This is a genomic window from Nocardioides psychrotolerans (assembly GCF_900113685.1).
Taxonomy (GTDB): domain Bacteria; phylum Actinomycetota; class Actinomycetes; order Propionibacteriales; family Nocardioidaceae; genus Nocardioides; species Nocardioides psychrotolerans.
This window is the reverse complement of sequence record NZ_FOQG01000010.1, coordinates 103,268-118,516: the sequence shown is the minus strand read 5'-3', so window position 1 is coordinate 118,516 and position 15,249 is coordinate 103,268. Positions and strand designations below refer to the sequence as shown.

At 72.2% G+C, this 15,249-nt stretch carries 14 protein-coding genes; 8 read left to right on the top strand and 6 right to left on the bottom strand.

Translation table 11 applies throughout. From position 1 onward, the window contains the following. Nucleotides 1-89: 89 nt before the first annotated feature. The 6 genes from BM204_RS13450 (at nt 90) to BM204_RS13425 (ending at nt 7,133) form a co-directional block, all read left to right on the top strand. Nucleotides 90-3,026, top strand: coding sequence for a PAS domain-containing hybrid sensor histidine kinase/response regulator (locus BM204_RS13450; RefSeq protein ID WP_091114218.1), 2,937 nt, complete (start codon nt 90-92; stop codon nt 3,024-3,026). Nucleotides 3,027-3,117: 91 nt separating this feature from the next. After that, the gene (locus BM204_RS13445; RefSeq protein WP_091114217.1) at nt 3,118-4,203 is read left to right on the top strand and encodes a type III polyketide synthase; all 1,086 of its coding nucleotides are present in this window, start codon (nt 3,118-3,120) and stop codon (nt 4,201-4,203) included. Continuing rightward, a complete protein-coding gene (locus BM204_RS13440; RefSeq protein ID WP_091114215.1) occupies nt 4,200-4,736 on the top strand; it encodes an isoprenylcysteine carboxyl methyltransferase family protein in 537 nt (178 codons plus the stop codon). Before BM204_RS13445 ends, BM204_RS13440 begins: the two co-directional genes overlap by 4 nt. Beyond that, nucleotides 4,729-5,751, top strand: a complete 1,023-nt coding sequence (locus BM204_RS13435) for an NAD(P)/FAD-dependent oxidoreductase (protein ID WP_091114214.1) — start codon at nt 4,729-4,731, stop codon at nt 5,749-5,751. Before BM204_RS13440 ends, BM204_RS13435 begins: the two co-directional genes overlap by 8 nt. Next, nucleotides 5,748-6,326, top strand: a complete 579-nt coding sequence (idi, locus tag BM204_RS13430; protein WP_091114213.1) for an isopentenyl-diphosphate Delta-isomerase — start codon at nt 5,748-5,750, stop codon at nt 6,324-6,326. The genes BM204_RS13435 and idi overlap by 4 nt, the downstream gene beginning before the upstream one ends. A 9-nt stretch (nt 6,327-6,335) precedes the next feature. Then, on the top strand, nt 6,336-7,133 hold the full coding sequence (locus BM204_RS13425; protein ID WP_091114211.1) for a UbiA family prenyltransferase: 798 nt from the start codon (nt 6,336-6,338) through the stop codon (nt 7,131-7,133). Nucleotides 7,134-7,196: 63 nt separating this feature from the next. Here the strand turns inward: BM204_RS13425 and BM204_RS13420 are convergent, their stop codons facing one another. The 6 genes from BM204_RS13420 to BM204_RS13395 form a co-directional block, all read right to left on the bottom strand. Next, nucleotides 7,197-7,883, bottom strand: coding sequence for a VC0807 family protein (locus tag BM204_RS13420; RefSeq protein WP_091114209.1), 687 nt, complete (start codon nt 7,881-7,883; stop codon nt 7,197-7,199). A gap of 108 nt (nt 7,884-7,991) precedes the next feature. Beyond that, nucleotides 7,992-9,581, bottom strand: coding sequence for a phospholipase D family protein (locus tag BM204_RS13415; protein WP_091114208.1), 1,590 nt, complete (start codon nt 9,579-9,581; stop codon nt 7,992-7,994). Nucleotides 9,582-9,593: 12 nt separating this feature from the next. Beyond that, nucleotides 9,594-9,890 (bottom strand): DUF2218 domain-containing protein, encoded by a 297-nt coding sequence (locus tag BM204_RS13410; protein WP_218031207.1) that lies wholly within the window; start codon nt 9,888-9,890, stop codon nt 9,594-9,596. A gap of 9 nt (nt 9,891-9,899) precedes the next feature. Continuing rightward, the gene (locus BM204_RS13405) at nt 9,900-10,826 is read right to left on the bottom strand and encodes an ATP-binding protein (RefSeq protein ID WP_091114205.1); all 927 of its coding nucleotides are present in this window, start codon (nt 10,824-10,826) and stop codon (nt 9,900-9,902) included. 183 nt (nt 10,827-11,009) lie between these two features. Beyond that, a complete protein-coding gene (locus BM204_RS13400; RefSeq protein WP_091114204.1) occupies nt 11,010-12,104 on the bottom strand; it encodes a hypothetical protein in 1,095 nt (364 codons plus the stop codon). Between the two features lie 142 nt (nt 12,105-12,246). Next, on the bottom strand, nt 12,247-12,711 hold the full coding sequence (locus tag BM204_RS13395) for a DUF5994 family protein (protein ID WP_143099771.1): 465 nt from the start codon (nt 12,709-12,711) through the stop codon (nt 12,247-12,249). Nucleotides 12,712-12,826: 115 nt separating this feature from the next. Here BM204_RS13395 and BM204_RS13390 point away from each other — a divergent pair, with 115 nt between their 5' ends. After that, nucleotides 12,827-14,278: an SDR family NAD(P)-dependent oxidoreductase gene (locus tag BM204_RS13390; RefSeq protein ID WP_246166229.1), complete on the top strand. Its 1,452-nt coding sequence runs from the start codon at nt 12,827-12,829 to the stop codon at nt 14,276-14,278. Nucleotides 14,279-14,371: 93 nt separating this feature from the next. Further along, nucleotides 14,372-15,226 carry a ScoMcrA-related endonuclease gene (locus BM204_RS13385; RefSeq protein WP_091114200.1) on the top strand — a complete coding sequence of 285 codons (855 nt, stop codon included), beginning with the start codon at nt 14,372-14,374 and terminating at the stop codon, nt 15,224-15,226. Nucleotides 15,227-15,249 lie beyond the last annotated feature (23 nt).

The following is a 15,249-nucleotide window of genomic DNA, read 5'->3' as shown; positions in this document are numbered from 1 at the left end:
CGTGACGGACCGACGGACATGGCAAGATTCCTCCTGGGGTCCCGCGGCGGCGGCGGTCCTTCCCTGCACCCAGGCAGCGATAGGTGGACATGGCAGTCGAGTCGGTCGTGAAGGTGCTCCAGGTGGACCCACGCCTGGCCCTGGCAGCGGCACTGACGGCGCTGGTCGTCGCCGTCCACCTCGCGGTCCCCACGGGCGTGGTGGGCGACGGCACCTACCTGCTCGCGATCTGGGCAGCGAGCGGGCTCGCCTGGCTCGGTGCCTGGCGAGCGCCCCGCGCCGAGCGTCTCGTCCCGTCACTGATCGCCACCGGCCTGACGCTGTCGGCGATCGGCGACCTGGTCTGGTTGGCCATCACCTGGTCCGGCACGGAGCCCGACGTCTCGATCGCCGACATCCCCTACCTCGCGAGCTATGCCGGCCTGGGTGCCGCGCTCTTCGTCATCACCCTGGTCCGGACCCGCACCGGCGACCGGCACGTCGACGGGGACGCGATCATCGATGCGCTCACCATCGTCGTCGTCAGCGTGCTGGTCTTCTGGAGCGTGTCGATCATCGCGATCGTCGCCGACACCTCCGTGTCTGCCGCGACCCGCGTCGTGTGGGCGGCCTACCCTGTCGCCGACGCGGTGCTGCTGGCCCTGGTCGTCCGTGCTCTCCTGACGCCGCGGTCGCGATCGGCGATCGGGTTGTCCTTCGCCGTCGGTGCGGCGTGCTGGTTGGCCTCCGACCTCGGCTACCTGCTCCTCCCGGTCGAGGGCCTGGTCTCCGCCGTGCTCGACGTCGGTTGGATGGTGGGCGGCCTGCTGATGGCGCTGGCGGCGTTCCGACGGCCGACCATCGTCGTCGCGCCCGTCGACGAGGAGGAGCAGGAGCCCGGCCGGGACCAGTGGCGGCTCGGCATCGCGATCGTGCCCCTGCTCGTCCCCCCGGCGCTCGAGGTGCTCAGTGCCGCGCGCGGCGACGGTGGCAGCCCGGCCCTGCTCGCGACGGGCACGGTGCTGCTGCTGGCGCTGGCGTTCGTGCGCACGTCCCGGCTGCTCGGTTCCGAGCGACAGGCACGCGCCCTGGTCCGCCGCAACCGCCGCCTCTACGAGCGGCTGACCGACAACAGCTCCGACGCCGTGCTGGTCGTGGACGCCGACGGTGCGGTCGTCCGCCACTCACCGCACCTGGCCCGGCTGATCGGCCTCGCCTCCGTGCCCGACGACCTGCACTGGACCGAGCTGATCGACCCTGCCGACCTCAGGGTCCTCGACGACGTCTTCCGGGAGGCCCAGCGCAGGCCCGGACGGCCGGTGACGGCCGAGCTGCGGGTGCACCCCGCATCGGGTGCCGAGCGCTGGATCAGCGCGAGGCTCGTCGACCTGACCGCCGATCCCGACGTCCTCGGCATCGCGGTGGCGCTGGCCGACATCTCCGCACGCAAGCTCGTCGAGAGCGAGCTGGAGGTCTCCCGGGACGCGGCGCTCGCCGGGTCGCGCGCCAAGTCGGCGTTCCTCGCGACCATGAGCCACGAGATCCGCACCCCCATGAACGGCGTCATCGGCCTCACCGGTCTGCTCCTCACGACGGAGCTCGACGAGCGCCAGCGGCAGTACGCCGAGGGCGTACGGGGTGCGGGCGAGGCGCTGCTGAGCCTGATCAACGACATCCTCGACTTCTCCAAGGTCGAGGCCGGCAAGCTGCAGCTCGAGACGCTCGACTTCGACCTCGTGCAGGTGGTCGAGGAGGCAGCCGAGCTGGTGGCCGAGCCGGCTCGCGCGAAGGACCTCGAGCTCCTCGCCTACTCCTCGCCGGAGCTCCCCCCCGGCCTGCGCGGTGACCCGTCGCGCATCCGACAGGTGCTGCTCAACCTGGCCTCCAACGCCGTGAAGTTCACCGCGTCCGGAGAGGTCGTCATCCGCGCCCAGCTCGACGACAGCACGGACGGTGGCGTGGTCGTGCGCTTCGAGGTGACCGACACAGGCGTCGGCATCGACCCGGCGGACCAGCACCAGCTCTTCGACCCGTTCTCCCAGGCGGACTCCTCCACCACCCGCAAGTACGGCGGGACCGGGCTGGGGTTGGCGATCTCACGCCAGCTCGTGACCGCGATGGGCGGCGCCATCGGCGTCGACAGCGTCCCCGGGGAGGGCAGCACCTTCTGGTTCACCCTGCCTCTCGCCCTGGCGCACGAGGCCGTCGCCAGCAGTCCGCCCGCGACGGAGCTGGCCGGCCAGCGGGTGCTGATCGTCGACGACAACCAGACCAACCGGCTGATCCTCAGCGACCAGCTCGGCGCCTGGGGGATGCTCACCGACGCCGTCGAGGACGGCGCCTCGGCGCTGCGGCGCCTGGACGAGGCGCTGGCTGCGGGCACGGCGTACGACGCCGTGGTGCTGGACCTGTGCATGCCCGAGATGGGCGGCCTGGAGCTGGCCGCGCTCGTCTCCGCACGTCCTTCTGCCGCCCCCGGCATGGTGTTGCTGACCTCCGGCTCGGACGTCACCGCCGAGGAGGGGCAGCGCGTCGGGATCGGCGCCCGGCTGACCAAGCCGGTGCACCTCGTGCGGCTGGCCGCCGCGTTGGAGGAGGTGCTGAGCGCCACCAATGCCCCCCGCCCGGCCGCCCCCCAGACCAGGGTCCGTCCGGCTCCCGGCTCACGGGGCCACGTGCTCGTGGTCGAGGACAGCTTCACCAACCAGCTCGTCGCGGTGGGGATCCTCGAGTCGCTCGGCTACAGCACCGACGTCGCCGGCAACGGGCTCGAGGCGCTTGATGCGCTGGGGCGGTCCGCATTCGGAGCCGTGCTCATGGACTGCCAGATGCCGGAGATGGACGGCTACGACGCCACCCGCGAGATCCGTCGTCGCGAGGGCACGACCCGACGCACCCCGGTGATCGCCATGACCGCGAGCGTGACCGAGGGCGAGCGACAGCGCTGCCTCGAGGCCGGGATGGACGACTACCTCTCCAAGCCGGTGCACCCGCGCGACGTCGGCGCGATGCTCGACCGCTGGGTCCCTGCCCCGAGACCGGGCTGAACCACCCGGCCTACGGCAGAGCCGTGCGTCTGCTGCCCTGATGGGTACCGTGACGAGGGCACCCCCCCACCCCGACGAAGGAGCCGCACGCATGGAGATCCTCGCGGTCAGGGGCGCACTGCCTGAGCACACCTATGCCCAGCAGGAGATCACCGAGGCGTTCGTCGAGGTGATCGCGAAGCGCAGCGTCGACGAGCGGTTGCTCCGACGGCTGCACGCCAACGCCGGGGTCCGCCAACGCAGCCTGGTCCTGCCGCTGGAGGCCTACGGCGCCCTCGAGGGGTTCGGCCAGGCCAACGACCACTTCCTGGAGCACGCCGTCGAGCTCGGCTCCCGGGCACTCATCGACGCGCTCAAGGCCGCTGACCTCACCCCGTCCGACGTCGACGTGGTCGTCGTCGCCACCGTCACAGGACTGGCGATCCCCAGCCTGGACGCGCGCATCGCCTCCGTCGTCGGTCTGCGGCCCGACGTCAAGCGGGTCCCGCTCGTGGGACTGGGCTGCGTGGCCGGAGCAGCGGGCATCGCCCGCCTGCACGACTACCTGGTCGGCCATCCCGACGAGGTCGCGGTCCTGGTGTGTGTCGAGCTGTGCTCGCTCACGGTGCAGCGCGACGACGTGTCGGTGCCCAACCTGGTCTCGAGCGGTCTCTTCGGCGACGGCGCTGCGGCCGTCGTCGCCCGCGGCGGCACGGAGCGCGGCGGACCCGCCGAGGTGCTCGCCACCCGCAGCCGCCTCTACCCCGACTCCGAGCGCACGATGGGCTTCGACGTCACCGACGGTGGCCTCCGCATCGTCCTCGACGCCAACGTCCCCATGATCGTGGGTCGCTACATCCGCGAGGACGTCGACACCTTCCTCGCCGACCACGACCTCACCCGGGCCGACATCGGCTGGTGGGTGTGCCACCCGGGCGGACCGAAGGTGATCGAGGCCCTCGAGGAGGCCCTGGAGGTCCCGCGCGAGGCCGTCCAGCTCACCTGGGACTCCCTGGCCCGCATCGGCAACCTCTCCTCGGCCTCGGTCCTCCACGTCCTGGAGGACACGTTGCGGGACCGGCCACCGGAGCCTGGCAGCCACGGCATCGTCCTGGCGATGGGTCCCGGGTTCTGCTCCGAGCTGGTCCTGGTCCGCGCGACATCGACCGCCGGGGGCACCGTCGGGGTCCCGGCGTGACGACGCTGCTCGCCTTCACCGTCGTCGTCGGCCTGGTCGGCCTGGAGCGACTGGCCGAGCTGGTCGTGAGCAAGCGCAACGCCGCCTGGAGCCTGGAGCGCGGCGGCCGTGAGACCGGCCAGGGGCACTACCCGTTCATGGTGGTGCTCCACTCCGGGTTCCTGGTCGCGATGCTCGTGGAAGCCTGGGTGCGCCGCCCGGACGTCGCTCCGCTCCTGGCCTGGTCGATGTTGGTGCTGGCCGTGGGTGCCCAGGTGCTGCGCTGGTGGTGCATCACGACCCTGGGGCGGCGGTGGAACACCCGCGTGATCGTGGTCCCCGACCTCGCCCCGGTGACCGGCGGGCCCTACCGCTTCCTGCGTCACCCCAACTACGTCGCCGTCGTCCTGGAGGGGGTGGCCCTGCCGCTGATGCACGCCTCGTGGATCACCGCCGGGGTCTTCACCGTCGCCAACGCCGCGCTGCTGGCCGTGCGGATCCGCGCCGAGGACGCCGCCCTCGCCACCCTGCCCCGGGCCTCGGGCCGTGCGTGACCTCCTGGTGGCCGGCGGGGGTCCCGTGGGCCTCGCCACCGCCCTCTACGCCGCCCGCGCAGGCCTGGACGTCGGGGTCCTCGAGCCTCGCCCCGGCGTGATCGACAAGGCCTGCGGAGAGGGCCTCATGCCGGGTGCGGTCGCCGCCCTCGCCGATCTCGACGTCCCCCTGGAGGGGCACCCGATCACCGGCATCCGTTACCTCGACGGCCGCCGCCAGGCCGAGGCGACGTTCCGCCACGGGCCCGGCCGCGGGGTCCGTCGTACGACGTTGCACGCGGCGCTGTCGAGCGCCGTCGAGCGGGCGGGGGTCCCGACCGACACCCGCGCCGTCCGCACCGTCGAGGACCGGGGCGACCACCTCCTCGTCGACGGCGAGCCGACCCGGCACCTGATCGCCGCGGACGGCCTGCACTCCCCCGTTCGCCGGCTGCTCGGCCTGGACGCGCCGGTCGAGGGCCACCGCCGCTACGGTCAGCGCTGCCACCTCGACGTCGCCCCCTGGACCTCGATGGTGGAGGTGCACTGGGCAGCCGGCAGCGAGGCCTACGTGACCCCCGTCGGTGACGACCGGATCGGGGTCGCCGTGCTGACCGACGAGCGGCGCCCGCTGCACGAGCTGCTCACTGCCTTCCCGCTGCTGGCCGAGCGGCTCGGCGCGCACGACGTCGAGGACGTGCGCGGCGCCGGGCCGCTGCGCCAACGCGCCCGCCAGCGGGTCGCCGGACGCGTGCTGCTCGTCGGCGACGCGGCCGGCTACGTCGACGCGTTGACCGGCGAGGGCATCGCCCTCGGCCTCGCGCAGGCGCGAGCGGCCGTCCGTGCCGTGGCGGCAGGGCGACCCGACGACTACGCTCGCGCCTGGCGTCGGCTCGGCTGGCGTCACGACCTCCTGACCCAGGGGCTCCTGACCACCACCCGTCACCGCGCGCTCCGGCGTCGCATCGTCCCCGCCGCCGCCACCGTCCCCTGGGTCTTCGGCGCGGCGGTCAACCAGCTCGCGAGGCCCGCATGACCGTCACCGAGGAGCTTGTCGTCCTGCTCGACGAGCAGGGCCACGCCATCGGCACGACACCCAAGGCGGGGGTGCACCACACCGACACCCCCCTGCACCTGGCGTTCTCCTGCTACCTCTTCGACGCGGGCGGACGCCTGCTCCTCACCCGTCGCGCGCTGAGCAAGCCGACCTGGCCCGGGGCCTGGACCAACAGCGTGTGCGGCCACCCGGGCCCCGGCGAGTCCCTCGCCGACGCCGTACGACGGCGCGTGGGTGACGAGGTCGGCGTGCGGGCCGTGGGGGTCACCCTGATGCTGCCGGCGTTCCGCTACCGGGCGGTGATGCCCGACGGCGTCGTGGAGAACGAGATGTGCCCCGTCTTCGTCGCCACGGCCACGGGCGAGGTCGACCCCGACCCGGGGGAGGTCGAGGACCACCGCTGGGTCGACTGGTCCGACTTCCGTCGCGGGGTGCTCGACGGATCTCAGGAGATCAGCCCGTGGTGCCGCGACCAGGTCGCGCAGCTGCCGGAGGACCCGCTCACGGCGCCCGCCCGCGGCGGAGACTCGCTCCCGCCTGCCGCCCGCGTCTGAGCGCCCGACGTGCCCGCGCTGCTCCGCGCCGCCCACGGTGGGCCCGCGCTCGCCGTCACGGTCCTCGCCCTGCTCCTCGGGGTCGCAGCGGACCTCACGCCGGGGCGGCTCGTGCTGGTGGGCCTCGCCGTCCTTGCCGGCCAGCTCTCGGTCGGCTGGTCCAACGACCTGATCGACCTGCCGCGCGACCGGGCCGTGGAGCGTCGCGACAAGCCGATCCCGGCCGGCCAGGTGAGCGAGCGGACGGTGCGGCTCGCCTGCGCGGGCGCGGTCGTCGCCGTCGTGCCGCTGTCGCTCGCGTGCGGCCTCGTGGCCGGTGTCGTCCACCTGGCCTGCGTGGCGTCGGCGTGGTCCTACAACCTAGGGCTCAAGGCGACCGTGTGGTCGTGGCTGCCCTACGCCTTCTCGTTCGCGACCTTGACCGTCTTCGTGTCCCTGGCAGGGCAGCCGGGTGAGCTGCCGGGTGGGCTGCCGGACTGGTGGGTCCCCACGGCAGGCGCACTGCTGGGGGTCGGAGCCCACCTGGTCAACGTGCTCCCGGACCTGGCCGACGACGCGGCCACGGGCGTGCACGGGCTCCCCCACCGGCTCGGCGCACGTCGGCTGCCCGTCGTGGCCACCGTGGTCCTGGCCACCGGCTCGCTCGTGGCGGCCCTCGGCTCCGGGCTCACGCGCCTCTCGGTCGCGGGCCTCGCCGTCGTGGCCGTCCTGTTGCTGGTCTCGCTCGCCGGCCGGGGGCGGGTGCCGTTCCTAGCCGCGATCGGGATCGCGTTGGTCGACGTGGTGCTGCTGGTGCTGGCGTCCTGATCACCTCGCCACACCCGGCGTCGTAGCGACGGCCCGTCTCGACGTCGTGAGTGACGTCGTCCGTCAGACGGCGAGAGCCTTCGCCGGGCAGAGCAGGCCCTCGTCACGGGCCACGACGGCCGCGGTCACGATCGTGGCCGCGGCGGCGAGCGCCGTGAGGCTCAGTCCGGTCAGGCTGTTGGCGAGCACGAAGGTCTCCATCGACTGCGTCTGCAGGAGCCACAACGTGGCGCTCGCCTTGCCGAGGCACACCAGCGCCCAGACCAGGGTGAGGTCGCGGAAGAGCCGACGGATGCGGGGACGCACCGAGATCTCGTGGTCCATCGGGTAGAAGTCGCCGGCGAGTCGGGCCACCATCGGCCGCGCGCTCGCCAGCGAGAGCAGGAACGCGGTGGCGACCACGCCGTCGCTGATGATCGGCTGCAGAAAGTAGAAGTACGTGCTGTCGGCGACGAACGAGACGACCGTACGTCCGGTCAGCACGATCGCGGTAAGGATCAGCAGGCCCGACGTACGGCGGTGCGTGGCCGCGCGCCAAGCGATGGCGCCGTAGGCCCAGGCGAGGGCGACTAGCATCGCGGTCCACACCCCGGTGGCCATCAGGAAGCCGTAGAACAACGCAGCCGGGACCGCGCAGGCGATCACCAGGCTGAGCGCGACGCGCTTGACGATGGAGCGGAGGCTGGGCCGATGGGAGGTGTCCGTGCGGAGGTCGGTCTCGGTGACGCTCGTGCTGGTCCCTGGCGGCATGAGGCCTTTCACATCGGCGTGGCTTGCTCGTTCCCTCACCGTACGCCGATCGGCGTGTGGGCGGGCTTCCTGAGACGAACCCGACCCACGAACTCGTCCCGGACACCACTAGAAGTCGTCGCGCCGCCGACGGGAGCGCGGTCGACCGTCGGGATCGTGCATGGTGAGGTAGGCCGGCAGCGCCCAGGGGCGGTGCCGGGCGGGCACCTCGGGCACCTCCAGCCGGCGCAGCCGCCCGGGCGGCCGCTCGCCCACCCGGCCACCGTCGTGCCAGGCGTCGAGGCGCTCCGCGCTGCGGTCGAAGGCATGGAACATGCCGATCGGGTCCACGCAGTCGGCCATCGCGTCGGCGTCGTCCTCGTCGCGGTCCAGGTGCTCGGCCGCCAGCCCCAGGCGCAGGGAGCGCGCAAAGCCGCCCGGGTCCTCGGGATCGGTGTCGACGACGACGGCCGACAGCTCGGAGTCGTGGGTCCAGGAGCGTCGGTTCAAGTTGTCGGAGCCGATGGTGGCCCAGGTGTCGTCGATGATGCAGCACTTGGCGTGCACGTAGACCGGTGTCCCGGCGTGGTTCTCGATCCCGAAGACGGCGACCCGGTCGGGCGCTGCCCGGTGCATCTCCTCCATGGCGCGTCGGCGACCCAGCAGCTCGGGGACGCGGGCCGCTCCGGCCAGGTCCGGGTGGAGGGGAACGACGGCCAGCACGTGCAGGTCGGGCTGCTCACGCAGGGCCTGGGTGAAGGCGTCGCCGATGTGACGACCCCAGAGGTACTGGTCCTCGAGGTAGACCAGGGTGCGCGCCCGCCCGAGCGCCTTGGAGTAGCCCCGGGCGACGCTGCGCTCCCCGCCGCGCGCAAAGGGGTAGTCCCGCCCGAGGCGCAGGTCGGGGTAGGTGAGCAGGAGCTGGACCGCGTGCGTGGCGCCGGCGGGAGCGGGCGGCGGTGGGGCTTGCTCGGGCAGCGGGTCCGGGCTGACGTCGAGGCCGAGCACCCGGTCGCGCAGCCAGAACAGCGGGCTGCGGGTCAGCGGCGTGGGATCCTCCCAGCGCTCGCGGAAGACGGTCTCCACGTCGTGGACGGCCGGCCCCGTGATGGCTGCCTGGATGTCGTGCCAGGGCGGGGTGTCGCCGTACTCCTCGGCCATGGTGACCAACGCCTGCGGGTCACCCTGGTGGTCGCGGTCGTCGCGCCGGGAGTGGCACAGGTCGATCCCGCCGACGTAGGCGACGTCGCGGGAGGAATCGTCGTGGTGCCGGATGACGAGCAGCTTCTGGTGGTGCGAGCCGCCGTGGCGCACGCGCATGTCGAGCAGCGCCTCGGCGCCCCGCGACTGCAGCACCTGCCCGAGCCGGAGGTTCTCGCCCGCTGTGAAGCCCACCGCCAGGCTGTGCGATCGCCAGACCAGCCCACGGACATCGACGCCGCGTTCGTCGGCGCGGGCCAGCACGTCGGCCACCTCGCTGCCCGGGGTCCCGTCGAGGCGCTCGTCGGCGTCGCCCTGCCAGTCGGTGAAGAAGACCAGGTCGCCCTCGACGGTGGCGTCGAGGCGCTCGAGCAGCTCGGCGAAGTAGGTGGCCCCGTGGACGAGTGGGCGCACCTGGTTGCCGGTCGACCAGGCCGTGTCGCCGAGGTGGTGGTCGTCCAGACGGGAGTAGGGGTTGCCGCGCTCGTGCTGGCGCAGCAACCAGTCGGTCACGGCCACGTCGGCCGGCCCTCAGACGTGCCAGACGAGGTCGAGCTCGTCTCGCTGGCCGAAGCGCTCGAGGTGCTCCTTGACGACCTGGGCGAAGCGGGCCGAGTCATCGCCCTCGACGACCGAGACCTCCACCTCGAGGGCGTCCTCGGTGGCGCGCAGCGAGATGACCTGCCCGGTCTCCCACCGCTGCACGAGGGCGCCGTCCTCCTCGAGGACCTCGCCCCGGTGGGACCAGTGGCTCAGGAGCTGCTTGGCGAAGCGCTCCGGACGGTCGGTGCGCATCGTGCCGGTCACGGTGATCAGGGCGTCGTCCACGTGGTCAGGCTACGCCCGGAGAGCGAACCAGACGGTGGTGCCGACGGCGTCACGCTCGGAGCCCCAGCGCTCTGACAGGGCCTCGACCAGCTGCAGCCCGCGCCCGTGCACGCGCAAGGGGTCGTCGTCGCCGTCGGGCTCGGCGTCACCGGCGTCACCGGCTCGCCCGTGGTCGCGCACCGTCACAGTGAGCTCGCCGTCGCCCAGCACCACCCGGATCTCCGCAGGGTTGTCGGTGTGGATGATCGCGTTCGTGACCAGCTCGGACAGCAGCAGCACGGCGGTGTCGATCACGTCCTCGTCGACGGCCCACTCCCCGAGCCGCGCGCGCAGGAACCGGCGGGCCACGCCGGCGGAGCGGGGGTCGCCCTCGACGACGACGTCACCGACGCGGGCCTGGTCGTCGACCGGCTCGTCGGCGAGCACGCGCTCGCGACGCTGTGACGTGGCTCGGACCCGCACCAGCGCGGCGGCGACCTCGGCTGCGACCACGGCCAGGTCGTGCTGCTCGGAGGGCCCGAACCCCGGGGCGCCTTCGTAGAAGAGGATCACCCCACCGAGCGGCGACCCGGTGCCGGGCAGCGGCAGCGCCGCCAGCGCCGTGGTCCCCTGCTCGCGCTGGTGCGCGACCATCCCGCGGAAGCGGCGGTCGAGGTCGTCCACGCCGGCCACGATCGGCTCCCCGGTGCTGACGACGCAGGTGAGGGGGACATCGTCGTAGGCGTCGATCAGGCACCACTGCGGCGCCTGCTCCTGGCCGTCCCGGTCGCGGGCGGTGAACCTCAGTCGGCGTCCGCCACCCTCGGTGAGCGCGAGGCCGACCCGACGCACGCCGGGGCGACACAGGAGACCGGTCAGGGCGTGACGCACGACAGAGTCGAGGTCGTTCGCCTCGGCCAGGCTGCCGATGGAATCGGCTTCCCCCGTGACGTCCACGCCCCCAGCGTAGACGCGGTCATCCTCTGCGCCGATGGATCCACGCTGTCGTGCTGGCCATCACCGCCGCCACGTCGTAGGACGAGGCTGCCGCCGCCGTGCCGGTGAACGTGCGAGGAGCCGACAGCAGTGACGGGTCGCGTCACGGCCGCCGGCTCCTCGGCTACGTCGTCGAGCTGGAGGTCAGCGGACGCGCACGGTGAGGGGCGCGGTGGTGTCGCCGGTGACGGACTCGGACCCGGGCAGGACCAGGCGGTACTTGAAGGTGCCCTTGCGGGTCTGCTTCGGGAAGGTCACCTTGGCGCTGCCGTCGGTGACTGCAACCGTCTTGACGGCCGTCCAGGTGCTGCCCGAGAGCTTCTGCAGCGTCAGCGGGGCGAGCCCGGGCTGGACGACCGAGATCACGGCGGGGGCAGCTGCGCGGCCCTTGGCCACAGTGGTCGAGGTGCGCAGACCTGCGACGTCGCTGACCCCCACCGGGACGTCGTAGGTCTCGGCGTTGCCGTCGGAGGTGATGCGGCACTTGACCGGCGACTCGATCGGGGCGTTGTGGAAGCTCTCGCCGAAGTGGTAGTTGCTGCCGGCGACCTGGACCCAGACCACGGCGTACGCGGTGACACCGGCCGGCCAGCGCGCGTGCTGGCTGTAGGTGAAGCCCTGCGTGCCGGACCAGGTGGTCTCGTTGTTGTGGTAGTTGAGCGTGACCTCGCCCTTGTCCGTGGACAGGCGGATGTTGACGTCGTTGGACTGCCCGGACGGGATGTCGGAGGGGTAGGCCACGGTCAGTGCGTCGCACGAGGGCGCGGCGTACTTCCAGTTCCAGTCGAAGTTGTCGGTGGTGGACGTCGGCGGGTTGACGACCGGCGGCAGCTCGGCCGGAGGCTCGGGCGTCGGGGTGGGCTCGGGCGTCGGGGTGGGCTCAGGCGTCGGCGTCGCGGCAGGCTTGCCGTAGGAGAACGAGTAGTGCGAGACAGCCTTGTCGGAGCTGTGGCGGATGACGATCGTCTCGACCGGCTTCACGACCTCGACGTACTCAGGACCGTTGCCCTGCTTGTCGCTGCCGGCCTTGACGCAGTAGCCGGTGATGACCATGCCGGACGGTGCCTTGATGGTCACCGTCTGCGGGTCTCCCTGGGTGTCGATCTTGCCCGAGTTGAGCGGCAGGCAGACCTTGCCGCCGTTGTCGTCGCTGCCCTGGTCCGCGTAGGCGGCGGAGAACCCCAGGACGGGAACCGTCAGGGCCAGAGCGGCGGCGGTGAGGGCTGCGGTGCGACGCATGGGCGACTCGTTTCTCGGGTGGTGCGGGCTGATGAAGCAACCCTGACACGTCGAAACTCCCCTTTCGAGGGGACGACCCGAACCTTGCAGGCTCCCCCGAGGAACCTTGCGGCTTCCTTGAGGAAACCGCCCGAACAGCCGTTCAGGAGGCGGCGATCAGGGTCGCTGCGTCGCGCCGGTTGCCCGCGGCGCTCGCCTGCTCCATCAGCGACCGGGCCACGGTCGCCGACGTCGCGGGAGCCACCACGAGCAGCCGCAGCCGGGTGCCGTCGTGGAGGGTGAGGACGACGACGTGCAGGTCGTCACGAGGGAAGACGCCCACCCGGATGGGGCCACGGCGGGCCTGCACGCGGGCACCGGTGCGGTCCCAGTCGGGCGCCGAGACGAGCAGTCGGTGCACCCGCCCACGCTCCGTGGGGAAGCCGTCGACGAGCGCGCGTGCTTCTCGCTGCAGGTCGCGCGAGCCCGGCCACCACGCGCCGTCGAGGGGGCCGGAGTAGAAGGCGGCGGCCAGCGCCAGTCGCACCGCGTCGGGACCCGTCCTCGACGCAGCGGACGGGACCGGCTTCGGGGCTGGGGGGATGGTGCCGGTCCGTGACGTCGTCATGACGTCCGCCTTCCTGCCACCGGGCGCAGTGCCCGGATGGGCCCGTCGCCCGAGGGGGTCACCACCCAGCGTAGGCCCCGCACGATGAGGAGATCGGGCGCCGTACGATCTGCCGGTGTCCAACGGAATCGATCCTGACGACCTCGCCACCACGGTCAGGGTCCTCCACCAGCTCCACGAGCTGCCCAGCGACCACGCCGACATCCAGACCGTCAAGCACGCGGCGTCCCACATGTACAAGGCGCTCAAGAGCGAGCGTCGGGCCCGCAAGAGGGCCGAGGAGCTGGCCGCCGACCGCGCGGTCACCGCGCTGACCGCCACCGGCTCCCCCTTGCGCATCGACGACGAGACCGAGGGGATCGCGCTGGTCTCTTCCGCCACCGGTGCCTTCGCCGGCGAGCTGATCAACCCGCGCGGGTGCTACATCTGCAAGCAGGACTACATCCTGGTCGATGCGTTCTACCACTGGCTCTGCCCGGACTGCGCGCGCTCCTCCCACGCGAAGCGCGACCAGCGCACCGACCTGACGGGCCGTCGGGCGCTGCTCACGGGCGGGCGCGCCAAGATCGGGATGTACATCGCCCTGCGGCTCCTGCGAGATGGTGCCACCACGACCATCACCACCCGCTTCCCCAAGGACGCCGTACGCCGGTTCGCCGCGATGCCCGACGCCGCCGACTGGATCGACCGCCTGACCGTCGTCGGCATCGACCTTCGTGACCCTACGCAGGTCATCTCGCTGACCGAGGAGGTCGCAGCCGCCGGCCCGCTCGACATCCTCATCAACAACGCCTGCCAGACCGTGCGCCGTTCCCCCGGCTCCTACGCCCCGCTGGTCGAGGGTGAGCTGGCCCCGCTGCCGACCGACCTCGCCCTGCCGGACCTGGTCACCTTCGACCGCGTCTCGGAGCTGCACCCGGCCTCCATCGCCGGCACGCTGCAGGACCACCCGGTCGCGCACCACCTCGGTGAGTCCCCCGCCGCCATGACGGCGTTGGCCCTCAGCGCCGGCAACGCGTCCCTGGAGGCCCACCTGGCCGGCACGGCGGTCGATGCCGGAGGGCTCCTGCCCGACCTCCAGCAGGTCAACTCCTGGACCCAGAAGGTCGAGGAGGTCGACCCCCTCGAGCTCCTGGAGGTCCAGCTCTGCAACTCGATCGCCCCCTTCCTGCTCATCTCGAGGCTCCGACCGGCAATGCGCGCCTCCGAGGCGCGCCGTCGCTACGTCGTCAACGTCTCGGCCATGGAGGGTCAGTTCTCCCGCCGCTACAAGGGCGCGGGGCACCCGCACACCAACATGGCGAAGGCCGCGCTCAACATGCTGACCCGCACCAGCGCCGAGGAGATGTTCGTGACCGACCGGATCCTGATGACAGCGGTCGACACCGGCTGGATCACCGACGAACGTCCCCACCAGGACAAGCTGCGGATCGCGGCCGAGGGATGGCACGCCCCCCTCGACCTGGTCGACGGTGCGGCGCGGGTCTACGACCCGATCGTGCTGGGCGAGGCCGGCGAGGACCTCTACGGCTGCTTCGTGAAGGACTACCGGCCCAGCCCCTGGTGAACGGCCCCGGTTTGGAGCGGGGTGACGTTGCTCACGGGCCTGCGCACGGTCCCCGAAGCACGCGTTCGGTCTGCGAAGCCCTAGTGTCATGAGGTGACTGACTTCGACGTTGTGACCCGTGACCATGTCCTGAGCGCCATTGCGGAGCACGACGAGCGGGGTGTCGACGCCTTCCTGACGGTCTACGGATTCGGCCGGACCTCGGAGTTCCTCCTGCACCACGAGGACACGACCTACGACGCCACCGCGATCCTGGGCGTGGCCTACAAGCACGCCACCGGCACCGCCGCCTCGCGCCGTCGCCTCGGCAACGGCAAGCACCAGGTCGCCGAGATCCTCCAGGCCCTCGACTTCGAGACGACCTACGTCGACACGACCGCCCTGGCCATCGACCCTGCCACGGGCGAGTGGCGCGACGTCGCCGACGTGGGCGCCGAGGAGGCCCGCGACGCCTGGGCCGAGGCCGCGCGCGGCGTGCTCATCGAGGTGGCCGGTCGCTACCACGCGCTGATCACCCACAAGGAGCTCGCGACGCAGGTGCAGAACCTCACCGGCATCCGCACCAAGCAGATGCCGCACTACTGGATCGGGGATGTGCTGACCCGTGTCGCCGCCGACTGCGACAAGCGCGACGAGCCGTTGCTCGCCGCGTTCTGCATCACCGCCGACGGCAGCGTGAGCAGCGCCTACGGTCCTGCCGTCCTCACGGCGACGGGCACCGCCCCCGACGACGCGGACGACCACGCCGCCAAGGAGCGCCTGAAGGCGCACCGGCACTTCGACGCTGCCGACCTCCCCGAGGGCGGCGGGGTCCCGGCACTCTCCGACAAGCTCGCCGCCACGCGTGGGCGCGAGCGCAAGATCCGCCACCAGGAGCGCGAGATCGCCAAGTGCCCCGTCTGCTACCTGCAGCTGCCCGCCACCGGGGTGTGCGACAACTGCGCGTGACCCGAGGACGAGTGCGACGTTGA